Below are 18,063 nucleotides of genomic sequence, written 5' to 3' on the forward strand. Positions count from 1 at the left end.
GGGCGCTGTCCAGCAGCCTCCGGGAGCACACCACCCCCGGACCCACTCCCCGGACCGCGTCCGGGGGGACCCCCAGGCCGGAGGGCCAGTAGAGCGATGTCCCTGCACAGCCAGTCGACGGCCTCCTACCAGGCTGCCGCCACACCCGAGTTCCCCCGGCACGTCGTCACCGCGGTCCTCGTCGCCCACGACGGCGCCCGCTGGCTGCCCAAGACGCTCGCCGGCCTCCTCGGCCAGGAACGCCCCGCGCAGAGCCACTTCGCCGCCGACACCGGCAGCGCCGACGAATCCGCGCGCCTCCTCGGCGAGGCCCTCGGCGAGGACCGTGTGCTCCACCTCGCCCGCCGCACCGGCTTCGGCACCGCCGTCGACGAAGCCGCCCGCACCGCGGGCACCCCGAGCCCCGAGGACCTCCCGTACCTCAAGCGCCCCAGCGGCTGGGACCCCGTCAGCCGCACCTGGCGCGACGACGCCCACGACCTCCCCGAACTCCCCCACGGCGAACCCGTCCAGTGGCTCTGGCTGCTCCACGACGACTGCGCCCCCGAGCCCGACGCCCTCACCGAACTGCTGCGCGTGGCCGAGGAGAACCCCGACGCCGCCGTCATCGGCCCCAAGCTGCGCGGCTGGTACGACAAGAAGCAGCTCCTCGAAGCCGGCGTCACCATCGCCCGCAGCGGCCGCCGCTGGACCGGCCTCGACCGCCGCGAACAGGACCAGGGCCAGCACGACCAGATCCGCCCCGTCCTCTCCGTCTCCACCGCCGGCATGCTCGTGCGCCGCGACGTGTACGAGGCCCTCGGCGGCTTCGACCGCCGCCTGCCCCTCATGCGCGACGACGTCGACCTCTGCTGGCGCGCCCAGAGCGCGGGCCACACCGTCCTCGTCGCCCCCGACGCGGTCATGCGGCACGCCGAGGCCTCCGCCCGCGAGCGCCGCACCGTCGACTGCGCCGGACGTACGAGCGCCAGCCCGCACCGCGTGGACAAGGCCGGCGCCGTCTACACGGTGCTCGTCAACAGCTCCGGCCGCGCCCTGCCGTACGTCCTGCTGCGCCTCCTCGTCGGCACCGTGCTCCGCACCCTCGCCTACCTCGTCGGCAAGGCCCCCGGCCAGGCGGTCGACGAGATCACCGGCCTCCTCGCCACCCTGCTGCGCCCCGGCCGGATCCTCGGCGCCCGCCGCAGACGGGGCCGCCCCGCCGTCCCCGCCAAGGAACTGCGCCCCCTGTTCCCGCCGCCCGGCGCCGGCCTGCGGGCCAACGCCGAACAGCTCGCCGGGTACTTCGGCGGCGACCGCGACACCGACGCGGCCGCCATCGGCCGGCACGGCGGAGCCGTCGAGTCCGGCCCCGGCGGCGACGACGCCGACTACCTCGAGATCGAACAGTTCGCGCGCCTCAAGCGGATCGCCCGCAACCCCGCGCCCGTCCTTTTCGCCCTCCTCCTGCTCGTCTCCGTCATCGCCTGCCGCGCCCTGCTCGGCGGCGGCTCCCTCATGGGCGGCGCCCTGCTGCCCGCCCCCGGCAGCGGACTCGCCCTCTGGCGCAGCTACACCGACGACTGGCAGCCCGTCGCCGCCGGCTCCACCGCCGGAGCGCCCCCCTACCTCGCCGTCCTCGGCGCCTTCGCCACCGTGCTGTTCGGCTCCACCAGCGCGGCGCTGACCCTGCTGCTGGTCTGCTCGGTCCCGCTCGCCGGGCTCACCGCCTACTTCGCCTCCCGCCCGCTCGTCGAGTCCCGGCTGCTGCGCGCCTGGGCCGCCGTCGCCTACGCCTTCCTGCCCGCCGTCACCGGCGCCCTCGCCGGCGGCCGCCTCGGCACCGCCGTCCTTGCCGTCCTGCTCCCGCTCATCGCCCGATCGGCCGTCGCCGCCTTCGGGTTCGGGGCAGCCGAAGGCGACCGGGGCAGCTGGCGCCCGGTGTGGACGTACACCCTCCTGCTGACCCTGGCCACCGCCTTCACCCCCGTCGTATGGCCGCTGGCCGCCGTCCTCGGCACCGCCGCCCTCGGACTGCGCCGCGCCGAGTGGAAGTCGTACGGCCTGCGGCTGCTCGCCACCCTCGCCGTTCCGCTCCTCGTGCTCGCCCCCTGGTCGCTGAGCCTGCTCGCGCACCCCGGCCGGCTCCTGCACGAGGCCGGCCTGCCGTACGGATCCGGCTCGGCCACCGCCCTGGACCTGCTCGGCATCAGCCCCGGCGGCCCCCGGACCGCCGGCGGCCTGCTGCTCATCGGCATCGTCCTCGCCGCCATGGCCGGCCTGCTGCGCGCCGAGCGGCAGTTCGCCGTCCGCGCCGCCTGGGCCGCCGCCCTCGCCGGGCTGCTCCTGGCCGTCGTCGTCAACCACACCGGCTGGGCCGGACCCGCCACCCTCGTCTACGGACTGGCCCTCCTCGCGGCCGCCGCCGTCGGCGCCGAGGGAGCCAAGGAGCGCGTCGCCGCCAGCAGCTTCGGCTGGCGCCAGCCACTGGCCGCGCTGATCGCGCTCGCCGCCGCCGCCGGCCCGCTGCTCGGCGCGGCCGGCTGGATGATCAGCGGCGCCGACGGCCCGCTGGAGCGGCGCGACCCGGTCCAGGTCCCCGCCTTCGTCGCCGAGGAGAGCGGCACCCGCGACCAGGCCCGCACCCTCGTCCTCGGCGGCACCTCGCCCGCCGCCGTCTCCTACACCCTGGTCCGCGGCTCCGGCGGCCGCCTCGGCGACGCGGAACTCGCCGCCGCGGCCGGCAGCAGCCCGCAGCTCGACAAGGTCGTCTCCAGCCTCGTCGCCGGCTCCGGTGCCGACCAGACCGACCAGCTCAGCGGGTTCGCCATCCGGTACATCCTGGTCCGCGACGGCGCCCCGCAGCAGATGCGCAAGGTCCTCGACGCCACCCCGGGCCTCAGCCGCCTCAGCCAGCTCGACGGCAGCGCCCTGTGGCGCGTGGACCGCCAGGTCGCCCGCGCCGTCATCGTCTCCGGCAAGCCGGGCGAGGCCCCCATCCCGGTCGCCTCCGGCCCCGTCGAGGCCCACACCAAGATCCCGGCCGGCGAGGCGGGCCGCGCGCTGCGCATCGCGGACCGGGCCGCCCCCGGATGGCAGGCCACCCTCGACGGCAAGCCCCTCAAGCCCAAGACCCTCGACGGCTGGGCGCAGGGCTTCGAACTGCCCGCCGCCGGCGGCCGCCTCGACCTCGTCCACAAGGACGCGCTGACCCGGACCGCGTGGCACTGGGCCCAGGGCCTCCTCGCGCTGGTGCTCCTCGTGATGGCCCTGCCCGGCCGCCGGGCGCGCCTCGACGACGACCTGCCGGAGGAGGAGGCGGAAGCCGCCGACCGGTCCGCCGGGGGCGAGGCCGGAGAGGGCCGCCGGGCCCGCCGGCTGCGCGCGGAGGCGGAGTCCGCTGCCGCCGCGACCGCCGCCGGGGAGCCCGCGGGCGCGGTCGCCGATCCGTACGCGGGGATCCCGGCGCAGCCGGTGTACGGGGAGGAGGCGTACGCGTACCAGGCGTACGGCGACCAGGGCTACACGTACGAGCAGCAGCCCCAGCAGCCCCAGCAGCCCCAGCAGCCCTACGTGCCGGCGCCCGCGCAGGCCCCGGAGTACGAGCAGTACCCGTACCCGCAGCAGGGCTACGACGCCCAGCAGGGGTACCCGCAGCAGCCGCAGCAGCAGCCGTACCCCTACCCGCCGTACGAGCAGCCGTACGACACCTACGGACAGCACGAGCCGCGTCCGGACGGGAGCCCCCAGCAGTGAAGCAGCGCGCACCCCTGACGCTGGCGGCGGTGGCCGCGGCCCTGGCGGCCGTCACCGGCGTCGCCCACCTCACCGCCCCCGCCGCTCCGGCCGCCGACGCCAAGACGGCGGCCGCGGCCCGGATGCCGGTGGAGCGGTCCGCGCTGGTGTGCCCGGCGCCCAGCTCCTCGGACATCGCGGAGACCACGTACACGGCGATCACTCCCGGCGCGGCCGGCGGGGGCGGGAAGGGCACGGCCCGCCTCCTCGGCGCGACCAAGGAGGCCAAGCCGGTGCTGGAGGTCAAGGAGCGCGGGAAGCCGGCCGGGGCCACCGCCTCCGGCGCGGAGGCGCCCGCACTGGTGGGCGTCGCCGACGGGATCCTGGCCCCCGGCTGGACCGCGCAGCAGACCACGAAGGTCGCGGTCGGCCGGGCGCGCGGTGTCCTCGGCGTCGGCTGCACCACGCCCGGTACCGACTTCTGGTTCCCCGGCGCGAGTACGGCCAAGGGGCGCGAGGACTACGTGCACCTCACCAATCCGGACGACACCGCGGCCGTGATCGACATCAAGATGTTCGGCCCGGACGGGGCGGTCAAGACCGAGGGCGGCACCGGCGAGAACATCCGGATCGACCCCAAGTCCACCAAGGCCGTCTCGCTGGCCTCCCTCGCCCCCGGGGCCCAGCTCGCGGACGTCACCGCCCATGTGACGACCCGGGCGGGCCGCGTCGGCGCCTCCGTACAGGTCGGCGAGGAGGGGGTGGGCGCCGACTGGCTGGCGGCCTCCACCGACCCGGCGGGCTCGCTGGTGCTGCCCGGGATCCCGGCGGACGCCGCCTCCGTACGGCTGGTGGCCTTCGCGCCGGGCGAGGAGGACGCGGACCTGACCGTCCGGCTGGCCGGGCCGAACGGCTCGATCAGCCCGGCGGGCAACGAGCAGCTGCACCTCAAGGGCGGCATGACGGCGAGCGTCGACCTCAAGGACGTGACCCGCGGCGAGGCGGGCTCGCTGCTGCTGGTCCCGGCCAACGGCAAGAAGGCCGTGCCGGTGGTGGCGGCCGTCCACGTGGTCCGCGGCAGCGGCGCCAAGCAGGAGCTGGGCTTCGTCCCGGCGGCCGGGCCGGTCGGGAGGCGGGCCACGGTGGCCGACAACCGGGCCGACGAGAACGCGACCGTGCTCTCGCTGACGGTGGCGGGCGGCCCCGACGCGAAGGTCAAGGTGACGGCCTCGGGGGGCACGGAGGGCGGGGAGCCGGCCTCGAAGGAGGTCACGGTCAAGGCGGGCACGACGCAGACGGTGTCGCTGGCCCCGGCGGGAGCCAAGGGCGCCTACGCGCTGACGGTCGAGACCGTCTCCGGCGGCCCCGTCTACGCGGCCCGCACCCTGACCCTGCCCCACGAGGGCATCCCGATGTTCACGATCCAGCCGCTGTCGGACGACCACGCGATGGTCTCGGTCCCCAAGGCCACCCAGGACCTCACGGTCCTGACCGGCTGACAGACCGCCCCGTCGCCCCGGTCAGCCCGGGTCGGGCCTGACCGGTCCGGCCGGGTCCCGGCCGGTCCAGGCGGTTTTGGCCCGGGCCAAAACCGCCAGGGCGGTCCTGGCCGGGCCAGGGCCCCGCCCAGCCGTGCCCGCTGGTCCGGCCCGGTCACTCCGGCCCGGTCGGCCCGGTCACTCCGCCCGATCGGCATGGTCGGCCCGGTCAGTCCGGTCGGCCCGCTCAGTCCTGGCCGTACCGCGGGTCCACCGTCTCCGGCGACAGCCCCAGCAGCTCCGCCACCTGCTCCACCACGATCTCGTGCACGAGCAGCGCCCGCTCGTCCCGGCTCTTCGTGCGGATCTCCACCGGCCGCCGGAACACCACGACCCGCGCCGGCCGCGCCGGCCCCGCCGCCTCCGACAGCGCCCCGAGCGGCACCGCCTCGTCGTTCCAGCCGGCGTCCGGACCGCCCGGCGGCCCCGGGACGTCCGCGACCACGAACTCCACCTCCGCCAGCTGCGGCCAGCGCCGCTCCAGCCGCTCGACCGAGTCCCGTACGAGGTCCCCGAACAGCTCCGCCCGGCTCGCCGACAGCGGCACCTGCGGAGGCGCCAGCGGCCCCCGCATCCCCCGCCCGTGCCGGTCGCGACGGCGGGGGCGCGGCTCGGCGGGAGGCTCGGCGGGGCGGGGCGGGCCGGGGGGCAGGGGGCTGTCCGTCACCCCCGCAGCGTAGCCCTCACAGCCCCTCCCACCCGGGCCTTTCCGGACCCGCCGCGCCCCGCCGGGGGCACGACACGGGGGAGCGGCCTGCGGGAGAGTCGTCGCGGCCCGGTCAAGAGTGCGGTACCGTCCAACGTCGTGAGCCTTGTACGTCGCTGTTCGCGCACTGCGTGCGGCCGCCCTGCCGTCGCGACACTGACGTACGTCTACGCCGATTCGACCGCAGTTCTCGGCCCGCTCGCCACCTACGCGGAACCCCACTGCTACGACCTGTGTGCCGAGCACTCCGAGCGCCTGACCGCCCCGCGCGGCTGGGACGTCGTGCGCCTCACCGACGGCTCCGCGCCGTCCCGCCCGAGCGGCGACGACCTCGAAGCCCTGGCCAACGCCGTCCGCGAAGCGGCCCGCCCCCACGACCGCGCCGCCGAGGCGGGCGGAACCCGCCCGAGCGGCGGCAGCGGCAACACCGGGGAGACCCGCCGAGGACATCTGCGCGTCCTGCGTTCGCCCGACTCCTGACATGCACATCGTCTGAAAAGTCGCTCTCCGTGCAGGGTAGGTTTGCTCCACCGCACAGGACCTCAGGAGGGCAGGCAGTGGCCGCAGATCTTTCGAACATCGTCAAGGCGTACGACGTACGTGGTGTCGTACCGGACGAGTGGGACGAGTCGCTGGCCGAGCTGTTCGGTGCTGCTTTCGTGGAGGTCACCGGCGCCACGGCGATCGTCGTCGGCCACGACATGCGGCCCTCCTCGCCCGCCCTGTCCGGCGCCTTCGCGCGCGGCGCCGCCGCCCGCGGCGTGGACGTCACCCTGATCGGGCTGTGCTCCACCGACCAGCTGTACTACGCCTCCGGCACGCTGGACCTGCCCGGCGCGATGTTCACGGCCTCGCACAACCCGGCCCGGTACAACGGCATCAAGCTCTGCCGCGCCGGAGCCGCCCCGGTCGGCCAGGACACCGGCCTGTCCGCGATCCGCGAGCTCGTCGAGAAGTGGTCCGACGAGGGCGCCCCGGCCGCCCTGGCAGCCACCGTCCCCGGCACGATCACCGAGCAGGACACCCTCGCGGGCTACGCCGAGCACCTCAAGTCCCTCGTCGACCTGAGCGCCGTCCGCCCGCTGAAGGTGGTCGTGGACGCGGGCAACGGCATGGGCGGCCACACCGTCCCGACCGTCTTCGAGGGCCTGCCCCTCGACCTCGTCCCGATGTACTTCGAGCTGGACGGCACCTTCCCCAACCACGAGGCCAACCCCCTCGACCCCAAGAACATCGTCGACCTCCAGGCCCGTGTGAAGGCCGAGGGCGCCGACCTCGGCCTCGCCTTCGACGGCGACGCCGACCGCTGCTTCGTGGTCGACGAGCGCGGCGAGGGCGTCTCCCCGTCCGCCGTCACCGCCCTGGTCGCGGCCCGCGAACTGGCCCGCAACGGCGGCGCCGGCACCGTGATCCACAACCTGATCACCTCGTGGTCCGTCCCGGAGGTCGTCCGCGAGCACGGCGGCACCCCCGTCCGCACCCGCGTCGGCCACTCCTTCATCAAGGAGGAGATGGCCAAGTCCGGCGCCATCTTCGGCGGCGAGCACTCGGCGCACTACTACTTCAAGGACTTCTGGAACGCGGACACCGGCATGCTCGCCGCGCTCCACGTCCTCGCCGCCCTCGGCGGCCAGGACGGCCCCCTCTCCGACCTGGTCGCCTCCTACGACCGCTACGAAGGCTCCGGCGAGATCAACTCCACCGTGGCCGACCAGGCCGACCGCCTCGCCGCCGTCAAGGCCGCGTACGGCTCCGCCGAGGGCATCACCCTCGACGAGCTCGACGGCCTGACCGCCAGCTCCGCCGACTGGTGGTTCAACCTGCGCGCCTCCAACACCGAGCCGCTGCTGCGCCTCAACGTCGAAGCCCGCGACTCCGTGACCCTCGCCAAGATCCGCGACGAGGTCCTCGCACTCGTCCGCGCATAAGTGCCGTGTCACCGCCGGGCCGCGCGACGTGCGGCCCGGCGGTACGCTGACCTCGCCCAATCCGCATGTTCGAAGGGAACCGCCCCATGCCGCTCGAAGCCGGCCTTCTGGAGATCCTCGCCTGCCCCGCCTGCCACTCGCCCCTCGAGGACAAGTCGGCCGACGAAGCGGCTCCCGAGCTGATCTGCACCGGCCGGGACTGCGGCCTCGCCTACCCGGTCCGCGACGGCATCCCGGTCCTCCTCGTCGACGAGGCCCGCCGCCCCGCCTGAGCCGCCGCCCCACCCGAACCCGGGCCACCACGGCCCCCGTCCGGGCCGCACCGGCCTGACCACCGGCCCTGCCCCGGACAGCGGGCCGGCCAGGCCACAGGCATCACAGGGCGCCCGTCGCAGCGCCGGGCGCCCGAGCAACCGAGTCGCCCGCCCTTCTGAACCAGCTGTCAGCCGGAGGCCGCAATGCTCGACGAGTCGCTCCTCGACGCACCGGACGATCTTGCCCGCGCAGACCGCCGCGGCCTGCTCCGCGGCGCTGCCGAGGCCGGGGCCAGAGTCCGTACCGCAGCCCGGCACGCGACCGAGGCAGGCCTCGCCGACCTGCGCCCCGACGGCCGGCCCCGCGCCGTCCTCATCGCAGGCCCCGGAACCGCCGCCACCGGCGTCGCCGACCTGCTCAGCGCCCTCGCCGGAGCCTCCGCACCCGTCACCCGCCTGCACCCCACCGGCGTCGCACACGCCGCCGGCGCCCTGCGCTGGGCACTGCCCGGCTGGGCCGGCTCCGTCGACCTGCTGCTCCTCGCCACCACCGACGGCACCGAACCCGGGCTCGCCGTCCTCGCCGAGCAGGCCTACCGGCGCGGCTGCACCGTCGTCGCCGTCGCGCCCGAGCGCTCCCCGCTGAGCGAGGCCGTGGACGGCGCGCACGGGCTCCTCGTACCGATGGCCAAGGCCCCGTACCAGGAGTACGACGAGTCCGCCGCGGCCGGACCCGGCGCCCTGTGGGCCCTGCTGACCCCGCTGCTGCTGCTCCTCGACAAGGTCGGGCTGATCACCGCCGCCCCGGAGACCCTCCAGCGCGTCGCCGACCGGCTCGACCGCACCGCCGAGCGCTGCGGACCGGCCATCGCCACGTACTCCAACCCGGCCAAGACCCTCGCCGCCGAGCTCGCCGACTCCCTCCCGCTCATCTGGAGCGAGGGCGCCGGCGCGGGCCCGGCCGGCCGCCGCTTCGCCGCCACCCTCGCCGAACTCGCCGGCCGCCCCGCGCTGGCCGCCGACCTCCCCGAGGCGCTGCCCGCCCACGGGGTCCTGCTCGCCGGGTCCTTCGCCGCCGGCGCCGATCCCGAAGACTTCTTCCGTGACCGGGTGGAGGAGCCCCAGGCCCTCCGTGCGCGCGTCGTCCTGCTGCGCGACCGGCCCACGGGCGGCCTCTCCGCCGCCCCGGCCGCGCGCGAGCTCGCCCTCAGCCACGACACGGCCGTCAGCGAGCTCGAACCCGAGGAAGGCAGCGAACTGGAACAGCTCGCCGAACTCCTCGCCGTCACGGATTTCGCCACCGCATACCTGGCGCTGGCGACCAGGGGACACGGCTGAGCACACCACCGTGCCGGCCCTTCATCCAGGAAGACGGACGAAGATGGACCGCCTGACGAACACGATCCGCCCCTACGCATGGGGATCGACCACCGCGCTCCCCGGGCTCCTCGGCGTCGAACCCACCGGGGAGCCCCAGGCCGAGTTGTGGATGGGCGCGCACCCGAGCGCCCCGTCCCGCCTCGACCGCGGCGCCGGCGAGACCACCCTCGCGGACGTCATCGCCGCCGACCCCGAGCGCGAGCTCGGCGCGGCCACCGTCGCCAAGTTCGGGCCCCGACTGCCGTTCCTCCTCAAAATCCTCGCGGCCGGCGCCCCGCTCTCCCTCCAGGTCCACCCCGACCTCGAGCAGGCCAAGGCGGGCTACGCCGAGGAGGAGCGCCGCGGGATCCCGGTCGACGCGGCCCACCGCAACTACAAGGACCCCAACCACAAGCCCGAGATGATCTGCGCGCTCACCCCCTTCGACGGCCTGTGCGGCTTCCGCCCGCCGCTGGAGGTCGCCGATCTGCTCGCGGGCCTCGGGGTGAACTCCCTCGAGCCGTACGTCGACCTCCTCCGGGCCCATCCGGAGGAGGCGGCCCTGCGCGAGATGCTCACCGCCGTACTGACCGCGGACCGCGCCGAGATGGCCCGTACGGTGGCCGAGGCCGGCGCCGCCGTCGAACGCCTCGGGGGCCGGTACACGCCGTACGCCTCGCTCGTCCACCACTTCCCGGGCGACCCGGGCGTGATCGCGGCCATGCTCCTCAACCACGTCCGACTCCAGCCCGGCGAGGCCATGTTCCTCGGCGCCGGCGTCCCGCACGCCTACCTCGACGGCCTCGGCGTGGAACTGCTGGCCAACTCCGACAACGTGCTGCGCGCCGGACTCACCCCCAAACACGTGGACGTGCCCGAACTCCTGAAGATCGTGCGGTTCGAGCCCGGCGACCCGGCCCTGCAGCGCCCCGAGGGCAACGGCGAGGAGGTCTACGAGACCCCCATCGACGAATTCCGGCTCTCCCGCTTCGCCCTCGCCCCGGGCGCCGCGCCCCACACCCTCCCGGATGCCGCCCCGCAGATCCTGCTCTGCGCGGCAGGCCGCCCGAAGGCCGGCGAAGTGACCCTGTCCCCGGGAGAGTCGGTCTTCATCCCGGCAGGCGAAAAGGTCGAATTGTCCGGAATCGGCACCATCTTCCGTGCCACCGTCGTCCTCTGACATGGCGTCCGCGGCCACGGCTGCAACAATGTGCCGCCGTAGCGCGGTGCCCCGGGCAGGGGCGCCGTACCGAGGAAGGGACTCCGGAAACCCATGAGCGCGTCGGGCGGTACCAAGGCGATCGTGGCGGCACTCGCCGCCAATCTCGCCATCGCTGTAGCCAAGTTCGTGGCGTTCGTCTTCAGCGGCTCGTCGTCGATGCTCGCGGAAAGCGTCCACTCGCTGGCCGACTCCGGGAACCAGGGGCTGCTGCTCCTCGGCGGAAAGAAGGCCCAGCGCGAGGCGACGCCGCAACACCCCTTCGGATACGGGCGCGAACGGTACATCTACGCCTTCCTCGTCTCCATCGTGCTCTTCACCGTCGGCGGCATGTTCGCCATCTACGAGGGCGTCGAGAAGATCCAGCACCCGCACCCCATCGAGGCCTGGTACTGGCCGATCGGCGTGCTCGTCTTCGCGGTCATCGCCGAGGGGTTCTCCTTCCGTACGGCCATCAAGGAGTCGAACGAGATCCGCGGCACCCTGTCGTGGAGCCAGTTCATCAGGCGCGCCAAGGCCCCCGAGCTGCCGGTGGTCCTGCTGGAGGACTTCGGCGCACTCGTCGGCCTGGTCCTGGCCCTCGGCGGCGTCGGCATCGCGCTCGCGACCGGCAACGGCGTCTGGGACGGCATCGGCACCCTCTGCATCGGCACCCTCCTGATCGTCATCGCTGTCGTGCTGGCCGCCGAGACCAAGTCCCTGCTGCTCGGCGAGGCCGCGGGCGCGGAGGACGTCGAGAAGATCAAGGCCGCGCTCGTGGACGGCGACGCCGTCACCCGCGTGATCCACATGCGCACCCTCCACCTCGGCCCGGAGGAGCTCCTGGTCGCCGCCAAGATCGCCGTCCGGCACGACGACACGGCGGCCGAGGTGGCCAACGCCATCAACGCCGCCGAAGCCCGGATCCGCGAGGCGGTCCCGATCGCCCGCGTGATCTACCTCGAGCCGGACATCTACCACGCGGAAGCGGCCGCGAAGGGCTGAGGCAGCCCCGGTACGGACGAAGGCCCCCGCAGCGCAGATGCGCCGCGGGGGCCTTCGTACGGACGGCGGGGCCTTGGTACGGACGGCCGGGCCGGTGCTACCAGGCGACCGCCGGCACCCGCTGCACCCGCAGCGCCCGCTTGCGCACCACGAGGGCCGCGATGCCCAGCCCGCCGCCGACGAGGAACAGGACGATCCCGAGGAGGCTCGCCGCGCCGGCCGCCAGGAAGCCCACGGGCGCCGCGACGGCCTTGCCCCGTACCGCGGAGACCGGCAGCGTCCCGTTGTGGTCGGAGATCCGCAGGTGCGAGTCGAACGAGTTGCCGCGGTTGTCGCCCATCACGAACATCCGCCCCTCGGGCACGGTCACATCGAAGGGGGCCGTCGCCGGGGTGGCCCGGTCCTTCAGGTACGGCTCGTCGAGCGGCACGCCGTTGAGCATCAGCGTGGGATCGCCCGCCCTGTACGAGATCCGGTCGCCGCCGAGGGCCACCACGCGCTTGAGGATGTCCCCCTCCCGGACCCAGGCCGGAGCCGAGATCAGGGCGATGTCCCCGCGCCGGATGCCGTTCCCGCCGCCGAGCGTGAAGTAGGCCATGTCGCCGCGCCGGTACGTCGGGTCCATCGACTCGCTCGGGACGGAACGGGACGTGTACCCGTCCTCGACGACGACGGCGGTCGCCACCGTCACGCCGAGGGCCAGCACCCCGCCGAGAACCAGCAGCGCGATCGCCCAGATCCCGAGTCTCCGCCCCGGCCTGCGTTCCATGTACGCGTCTCCTCCCGAACTGCAGTACGTGCGCGGGAGATCGTACGGGCTGCCGGATCTCGCGGAGCACGTCCGCAATCGTCGCCGCGTACCCGAACCCGGTCCGCCGCATTGGCCCTTGCTCGGCGGCGATCTTTTCCGCGGCCCACTGGGGCACGCTCGGCCGATCGGTGTAGATTCGTCATCAGTGTCAGGCGTCGCTGCTGATGGCGGTCGGGCGGTCCTCGCGACCGGCCGAGGGGAGAGAGGGCCCCCGACGGACTGAGTGCTCGTGCACCGTCCCCGCAGGCGATGCGCGGCTCAGCCGTACCCACCCTCTCGAACCATGAGGAGCAGCACCCATGGACTTCAAGGTCGCAGACCTTTCCCTCGCCGCCTTCGGCCGCAAGGAGATCACCCTGGCCGAGCACGAGATGCCCGGCCTGATGTCGATCCGCCGCGAGTATGCCGAGGCCCAGCCGCTGGCCGGCGCCCGCATCACCGGCTCCCTGCACATGACCGTGCAGACGGCCGTCCTGATCGAGACCCTGGTCGCCCTCGGCGCCGACGTCCGCTGGGCCTCCTGCAACATCTTCTCCACCCAGGACCACGCGGCCGCCGCCATCGCGGTGGGCCCGAACGGCACCCCGGAGAACCCGCAGGGCGTCCCCGTCTTCGCCTGGAAGGGCGAGACGCTGGAGGAGTACTGGTGGTGCACGGAGCAGGCGCTGACCTGGCCGAACACCCCCACCGGCGGCCCGAACATGATCCTCGACGACGGTGGTGACGCCACCCTCCTCGTCCACAAGGGCGTCGAGTTCGAGAAGGTCGGCTCCGCCCCGGACCCGTCCACGGCGGACTCCGAGGAGTACGGCCACATCCTCACCCTGCTGAACCGCACGCTCGGCGAGGCCCCGCAGAAGTGGACGCAGCTCGCGTCCGAGATCCGCGGTGTCACCGAGGAGACCACCACGGGTGTGCACCGTCTGTACGAGATGATGGACGAAGGCTCCCTGCTGTTCCCGGCGATCAACGTGAACGACGCGGTGACGAAGTCGAAGTTCGACAACAAGTACGGCTGCCGCCACTCGCTGATCGACGGCATCAACCGTGCCACCGACGTCCTGATCGGCGGCAAGGTCGCGGTCGTGTTCGGCTACGGCGACGTCGGCAAGGGCTGCGCGGAGTCGCTGCGCGGCCAGGGCGCGCGCGTCATCGTCACCGAGATCGACCCGATCTGCGCCCTCCAGGCCGCGATGGACGGTTTCCAGGTCGCGACGCTGGACGACGTGGTGGAGACGGCCGACATCTTCATCACGACCACCGGCAACAAGGACATCATCATGGCCTCGGACATGGCCAAGATGAAGCACCAGGCGATCGTGGGCAACATCGGCCACTTCGACAACGAGATCGACATGGCCGGCCTGGCCAAGATCGAGGGCATCGTCAAGGACGAGGTCAAGCCGCAGGTCCACACCTGGAAGTTCCCCGACGGCAAGGTCCTGATCGTGCTGTCGGAGGGCCGCCTGCTGAACCTCGGCAACGCGACCGGCCACCCGTCCTTCGTGATGTCGAACTCCTTCGCGGACCAGACCCTGGCCCAGATCGAGCTCTTCACCAAGCCGCAGGAGTACCCCACCGACGTCTACGTGCTCCCCAAGCACCTCGACGAGAAGGTGGCCCGCCTCCACCTCGACGCCCTCGGCGTCAAGCTCACCACCCTGCGCCCGGAGCAGGCCGCCTACATCGGCGTCAAGGTCGAGGGCCCGTTCAAGCCGGACCACTACCGCTACTGATCCCCGCGGATCCGCAGCACTGAACCAGGCCCCCGGCACCCGTGCCGGGGGCCTGCCCCATACGTACGTACGCACGCCAGCAAGGACCCCAGCCCATGCCCCGCGGCCGCTACTCGCTCCACGACCCGCACGACCACACCCCCCTCGGCGAGGAGCACTTCCACTGCGCGCCCGGCCCCTCCGGCTGGCGCTACGTCTCCCAGCTCACCGGTCCGGACGGCGACCACCGAGGCTCGGTCGACCTGGCGATCGACGAGCTCGGCCGCCCCATCCGCCTCGAAGTCAACGCCTCCAGCTGGCAGGTCCGCGGCGCCGCCATCGACGGAGTCACCTGGGTGCGCTCCGATCCCACCGGCACGGAGGCCACCGAGGGCAACGTCCACGCCGCGGGCTTCACCGGCACCTCCCCGGCCTTCCTCGTCGCCACGGCCCGCCTGCTGCGCCTGACCCCCGGCGCCCCCGCCACCCGGGTCCGGCTCGTCGCGCTCACCGACCCGGTGCTGGCCCCCCGTACGGTCGACCAGGCCTGGGCCCTGCTGGGGCGCGCCGAGCACGCGACGGACAGCGGCCCCCTCGTGGTGGACGAGTACCGGGTCAGCGCCCTGGACACCGGCGAGGTCCACACGATCCACCTGGCCGGGGACGTCGTCCTCGCGGCCCCGGGCATCGAGCTAGAACACCTGGAGACCCCGCCCTCGACGTTCGAGGACTGACGTACCGGCCCCGGTGCAAGGGTCTCTCCCCCGATTGGATCTTTCGTCCGCTCCTGGTGTAGAACACGTCGTCGATCGAACATGATCACGACAAATTCTTGACACGGGGGAATTCCACATGCGCTCAACCAGGAATGTCATGGGCACCATCGCGCTCTTCGCCGCGATGGGTGCCGGTATCACCGCCTGCGGTCCGCAGGAGGACGGGGCGGCCGCCCCGTCCTCGCAGGCCCCGTCGTCGCACGCCCCCTCGGCGGGTGCCTCCGCGCCGGGCGCCTCCGCGGCGGCGAAGCCCTCGAAGGGCTCCACGGGCGGCGACGGGCGGGGCGGCGAGAACGACTGCGGCAAGCCGCCGACGCTGCCCGCGGGCGTCAAGATGATCGAGGTGGGCCTCCACCGCGACATGGGCGTCATCGAAGCCATGGACGCCAAGCCGAAGTGCACGCCCAACGACTGGATCTACCACGGCGAGGGAGAGCCCAAGAGCTACAAGCTCCCCGCGGACATCAAGGGCGAGCTGGCCCTGAGCGCCGGCCCCGGCCAGTACAAGCCGGTGACCCGGGAGGAGCTGTCGAAGCACATCGACGGCTGCCTGCGCAGTGACTACAACGTGGTGAAGCAGCCCTTCTCCTGCTACGGCAACGTCTACGAGATCACGCTCAACGCCAAGGGCGAGGTCATGACGATGCGCGAGCGCTGGTCGGTCTGACCCCGGCGCGGGCACCTCGGTGTCCGGCCCCGCCGGTCGGCTCAGGCCGGCGGGGCGAAACCGGTCCGGCGCACCGGCTCTGCGGGAACGACGGGCGTCACCGGGGCCGGGGCCACGGCCGGAACACCGGTCGGCATCACCGGCATCACCGGCATCACGGGAGCCGGGGCGACCGGGCCGATGACAGGACCTGCCGGGCCGGGGCCGAAGGCGCGGGCGGCATCCCGCGCCTGCCGCTCGTGCACCACCGCCATCAGGAACGCGGCAGCCGGTACTCCCGCCGGCGGCGGCGTCCCCGTACGCGCCACCAGATCGTCCGCGAGCTTCGCCGCCATCGCGGCGCCCACGTGCGGGTCCAGCTGGTTCATCCGCGTCAGGTACTGCCGTATCGCCAGCCAGAGCCCGTCCGGCACGGCCGACAGATCCAGCCCGGAGAACCGCCCGGCCAGCCACGGCGGGGGCGGAGGCACCGGCATCACCGGCGTACCCGGCACCCGCTCCCGGACGACCAGCGCTCCCGCGAACACGTCCCCGAGCCGCCGGCCCCGTGCCGACACCAGCGACGCGATGCAGGCCACGGCGCCGAAGGTCCCCAGCAGTTCCACGACCCCCATCGCCCCGCGCACCAGCGCATGGCGGAAGCGGATCGGCCCGCCGTCGTCGCGCACCACCCGCAGCCCGCAGGCGAGCTTGCCGAGCGACCGCCCGTGGGACAGGGTCTCCACCGCGATCGGTACGCCGACCAGCACCAGGACGAAGCTCGCCACCGACACCGCGGCCTGCGCGGCCGGATCCAGCGAGGCGATCGCGAAGGTCAGCCCGATCGAGATGATCAGGTACCCGGTCAGGTACACGAGCAGGTCGAGGAAGACCGCCAGCGCCCGGCTCGGCAGTCTCGCCGGCCGCAGACCCAGGACGACCGCGTCCCCCGTCACCAGATCGCTCACCCTGCACACCTTTCCCGTGACCGGACCCGCCCCCAGGCCTCCAGTCTGCCAAGCTGACCACGGTAGAAGTAGGCAGAAGCAGGGTCCTGGGGCAGGGGAGCGGCAACCGGATGGATCTCGACGTCTTCGTGACGGCCCACCGGGCGGAATGGGACCGCCTCGAACAGCTACTGGGCCGTGGCCGGCGGCTGACCGGCGCCGAGGCGGACGAGCTGGTCGCCCTCTACCAGCGGGCCTCCACCCATCTCTCCCTGATCCAGTCCAGCGCCCCCGACCCCCTGCTCACGGGCCGCCTGACCCAGCTCGTCGCCCGCGCCCGTGCCACCGTGACCGGCGCCCGCCGCGCCGGCTGGCGCGACGCCGCCCGCTTCTTCACCGCAGGCTTCCCGGCCGCCGTCTACCGCAGCCGCCGCTGGTGGATACCGACGGCCCTGGTCTCCGTCGTGATCGCGGTGCTCCTGGGCTGGTGGATAGCCACCCACCCGGAGGTCCAGAGCACCATCGCGGCGCCCGAGGACCTGAAGGCGCTCACGAAGCCGGGCGGCGGGTACGAGACGTACTACTCGAGCAACCCGGCGGGTTCGTTCGCCGCCCAGGTCTGGACGAACAACGCCCAGGCGGCTGCGACCTGCCTGGTCCTGGGCGCGTTCCTGGGTCTGCCGGTGCTGGGGATCCTGTGGGTGAACATGGAAAACCTCGGCGTCGGGCTCGGCCTGATGGCCTCGGCCGACCGCCTCGACGTGTTCCTCGGCCTGATCCTGCCGCACGGCCTGCTCGAACTGACGGCGGTCTTCGTGGCCGCGGGCACCGGCCTCCGCCTCGGCTGGACGGTCGTCGACCCGGGCCCCCGCACCCGCCGCTTGGCCCTCGCCGAACAGGGCCGTGCCGCGTTGGGCATGGCGATCGGCCTGGCGGTCGTGCTGTTCGTATCCGGCCTGATCGAGGGCTTCGTAACCCCTTCCGGCCTCCCGACCTGGGCCCGCATCACGATCGGCGTCGCCGCCGAGGCCGCGTTCCTTTCGTACGTCTACGTCCTGGGCGGCCGGGCCGCGCGCGCCGGCGACGTGGGCGACGTGGAGGCCGCCGACCAGACAGCCACGCTGCCGACCGCGGCCTGATGTGCGTACGAGCCCGCTGAGCTGCTAGTCTCCTCGTCGTCCCACAGCGACTGTTGACACGGTCGGCGTGGGGAGGTAGATTCTAACGGTTGCCTCGAACTGGACAAGTTCGGCAGTGATGGTTTAAGATCTTTCTCGCCCCCAAGGAATTGAATTCCAATGGGGCACAGTCGACTCCTCATCCAGGAACCGAAGCCGGGAAATCCGGTGGAAATCTTCTGATAGAGTCGGCATCGCCGGAAAGGGAAAACGCGAAAGCGAAGGACCTGGAAAGCAAGCGAGACTGACTCTGATAGAGTCGGAAACGCAAGAACGAAAGCCCGGAGG

The 18,063-nt window shown here is 73.4% G+C and carries 15 protein-coding genes; 12 read left to right on the forward strand and 3 right to left on the reverse strand.

The features are described from left to right. The first annotated feature begins 96 nt into the window (after nucleotides 1-96). On the forward strand, nucleotides 97-3,735 hold the full coding sequence (locus tag AB0I68_RS28480) for a glycosyltransferase family 2 protein (protein WP_363180209.1): 3,639 nt from the start codon (nucleotides 97-99) through the stop codon (nucleotides 3,733-3,735). Beyond that, complete coding sequence (locus AB0I68_RS28485; RefSeq protein WP_363180210.1) at nucleotides 3,732-5,213, forward strand: DUF5719 family protein; 1,482 nt, start codon at nucleotides 3,732-3,734, stop codon at nucleotides 5,211-5,213. Before AB0I68_RS28480 ends, AB0I68_RS28485 begins: the two co-directional genes overlap by 4 nt. 226 nt (nucleotides 5,214-5,439) lie before the next feature. On the opposite strand, the gene AB0I68_RS28490 is transcribed toward AB0I68_RS28485, so the two are convergent. Then, the gene (locus AB0I68_RS28490; protein WP_363180229.1) at nucleotides 5,440-5,904 is read right to left on the reverse strand and encodes a metallopeptidase family protein; all 465 of its coding nucleotides are present in this window, start codon (nucleotides 5,902-5,904) and stop codon (nucleotides 5,440-5,442) included. Nucleotides 5,905-6,006: 102 nt separating this feature from the next. Here AB0I68_RS28490 and AB0I68_RS28495 point away from each other — a divergent pair, with 102 nt between their 5' ends. The 6 genes from AB0I68_RS28495 to AB0I68_RS28520 all read left to right on the forward strand — a co-directional run bounded on the left by AB0I68_RS28495 (nucleotide 6,007) and on the right by AB0I68_RS28520 (nucleotide 11,702). Then, nucleotides 6,007-6,438: a DUF3499 domain-containing protein gene (locus AB0I68_RS28495; RefSeq protein WP_363180230.1), complete on the forward strand. Its 432-nt coding sequence runs from the start codon at nucleotides 6,007-6,009 to the stop codon at nucleotides 6,436-6,438. A 77-nt stretch (nucleotides 6,439-6,515) separates the two neighbouring features. Then, entirely contained in the window at nucleotides 6,516-7,886 is a 1,371-nt protein-coding gene (locus tag AB0I68_RS28500) for a phosphomannomutase/phosphoglucomutase (RefSeq protein WP_363180211.1), read from the forward strand. 86 nt (nucleotides 7,887-7,972) lie between these two features. Continuing rightward, the gene (locus AB0I68_RS28505; RefSeq protein WP_030296876.1) at nucleotides 7,973-8,158 is read left to right on the forward strand and encodes a Trm112 family protein; all 186 of its coding nucleotides are present in this window, start codon (nucleotides 7,973-7,975) and stop codon (nucleotides 8,156-8,158) included. Between the two features lie 186 nt (nucleotides 8,159-8,344). Beyond that, on the forward strand, nucleotides 8,345-9,478 hold the full coding sequence (locus tag AB0I68_RS28510; protein WP_363180212.1) for an SIS domain-containing protein: 1,134 nt from the start codon (nucleotides 8,345-8,347) through the stop codon (nucleotides 9,476-9,478). Between the two features lie 43 nt (nucleotides 9,479-9,521). Next, nucleotides 9,522-10,679 carry a mannose-6-phosphate isomerase, class I gene (gene manA / locus AB0I68_RS28515; protein WP_363180213.1) on the forward strand — a complete coding sequence of 386 codons (1,158 nt, stop codon included), beginning with the start codon at nucleotides 9,522-9,524 and terminating at the stop codon, nucleotides 10,677-10,679. Nucleotides 10,680-10,772: 93 nt separating this feature from the next. Further along, nucleotides 10,773-11,702: a cation diffusion facilitator family transporter gene (locus AB0I68_RS28520; RefSeq protein ID WP_363180214.1), complete on the forward strand. Its 930-nt coding sequence runs from the start codon at nucleotides 10,773-10,775 to the stop codon at nucleotides 11,700-11,702. Between the two features lie 97 nt (nucleotides 11,703-11,799). Here the strand turns inward: AB0I68_RS28520 and lepB are convergent, their stop codons facing one another. After that, nucleotides 11,800-12,471 carry a signal peptidase I gene (gene lepB / locus AB0I68_RS28525; RefSeq protein WP_363180215.1) on the reverse strand — a complete coding sequence of 224 codons (672 nt, stop codon included), beginning with the start codon at nucleotides 12,469-12,471 and terminating at the stop codon, nucleotides 11,800-11,802. 341 nt (nucleotides 12,472-12,812) lie between these two features. Between lepB and ahcY the strand changes: the two genes are divergently transcribed. From ahcY to AB0I68_RS28540, 3 genes are all read left to right on the forward strand, one after another. Continuing rightward, on the forward strand, nucleotides 12,813-14,249 hold the full coding sequence (gene ahcY, locus AB0I68_RS28530; protein ID WP_363180216.1) for an adenosylhomocysteinase: 1,437 nt from the start codon (nucleotides 12,813-12,815) through the stop codon (nucleotides 14,247-14,249). A gap of 95 nt (nucleotides 14,250-14,344) precedes the next feature. Further along, nucleotides 14,345-14,962, forward strand: coding sequence for a hypothetical protein (locus AB0I68_RS28535; RefSeq protein WP_363180217.1), 618 nt, complete (start codon nucleotides 14,345-14,347; stop codon nucleotides 14,960-14,962). A 118-nt stretch (nucleotides 14,963-15,080) separates the two neighbouring features. Beyond that, nucleotides 15,081-15,671 carry a hypothetical protein gene (locus AB0I68_RS28540; RefSeq protein WP_363180218.1) on the forward strand — a complete coding sequence of 197 codons (591 nt, stop codon included), beginning with the start codon at nucleotides 15,081-15,083 and terminating at the stop codon, nucleotides 15,669-15,671. 41 nt (nucleotides 15,672-15,712) lie between these two features. Here AB0I68_RS28540 and AB0I68_RS28545 read toward each other — a convergent pair whose 3' ends face one another. Beyond that, on the reverse strand, nucleotides 15,713-16,618 hold the full coding sequence (locus AB0I68_RS28545; RefSeq protein ID WP_363180219.1) for an RDD family protein: 906 nt from the start codon (nucleotides 16,616-16,618) through the stop codon (nucleotides 15,713-15,715). Nucleotides 16,619-16,728: 110 nt separating this feature from the next. On the opposite strand from AB0I68_RS28545, the gene AB0I68_RS28550 reads away from it, so the two are divergent. Next, a complete protein-coding gene (locus AB0I68_RS28550) occupies nucleotides 16,729-17,736 on the forward strand; it encodes a stage II sporulation protein M (protein ID WP_363180220.1) in 1,008 nt (335 codons plus the stop codon). Nucleotides 17,737-18,063 lie beyond the last annotated feature (327 nt).

It is taken from the genome of Streptomyces sp. NPDC050448, assembly GCF_040655295.1.
In the GTDB taxonomy this organism is placed as follows: domain Bacteria; phylum Actinomycetota; class Actinomycetes; order Streptomycetales; family Streptomycetaceae; genus Streptomyces.

Coding starts and splice junctions, on each gene's coding strand:
- AB0I68_RS28480 (WP_363180209.1), top strand. CDS start 97: ATGTCCCTGCACAGCCAGTCGACGGCCTCCTACCAGGCTGCCGCCACA.
- AB0I68_RS28505 (WP_030296876.1), top strand. CDS start 7,973: ATGCCGCTCGAAGCCGGCCTTCTGGAGATCCTCGCCTGCCCCGCCTGC.
- AB0I68_RS28510 (WP_363180212.1), top strand. CDS start 8,345: ATGCTCGACGAGTCGCTCCTCGACGCACCGGACGATCTTGCCCGCGCA.
- manA (WP_363180213.1), top strand. CDS start 9,522: ATGGACCGCCTGACGAACACGATCCGCCCCTACGCATGGGGATCGACC.
- AB0I68_RS28520 (WP_363180214.1), top strand. CDS start 10,773: ATGAGCGCGTCGGGCGGTACCAAGGCGATCGTGGCGGCACTCGCCGCC.
- lepB (WP_363180215.1), bottom strand. CDS start 12,471: ATGGAACGCAGGCCGGGGCGGAGACTCGGGATCTGGGCGATCGCGCTG.
- ahcY (WP_363180216.1), top strand. CDS start 12,813: ATGGACTTCAAGGTCGCAGACCTTTCCCTCGCCGCCTTCGGCCGCAAG.
- AB0I68_RS28535 (WP_363180217.1), top strand. CDS start 14,345: ATGCCCCGCGGCCGCTACTCGCTCCACGACCCGCACGACCACACCCCC.
- AB0I68_RS28540 (WP_363180218.1), top strand. CDS start 15,081: ATGCGCTCAACCAGGAATGTCATGGGCACCATCGCGCTCTTCGCCGCG.
- AB0I68_RS28550 (WP_363180220.1), top strand. CDS start 16,729: ATGGATCTCGACGTCTTCGTGACGGCCCACCGGGCGGAATGGGACCGC.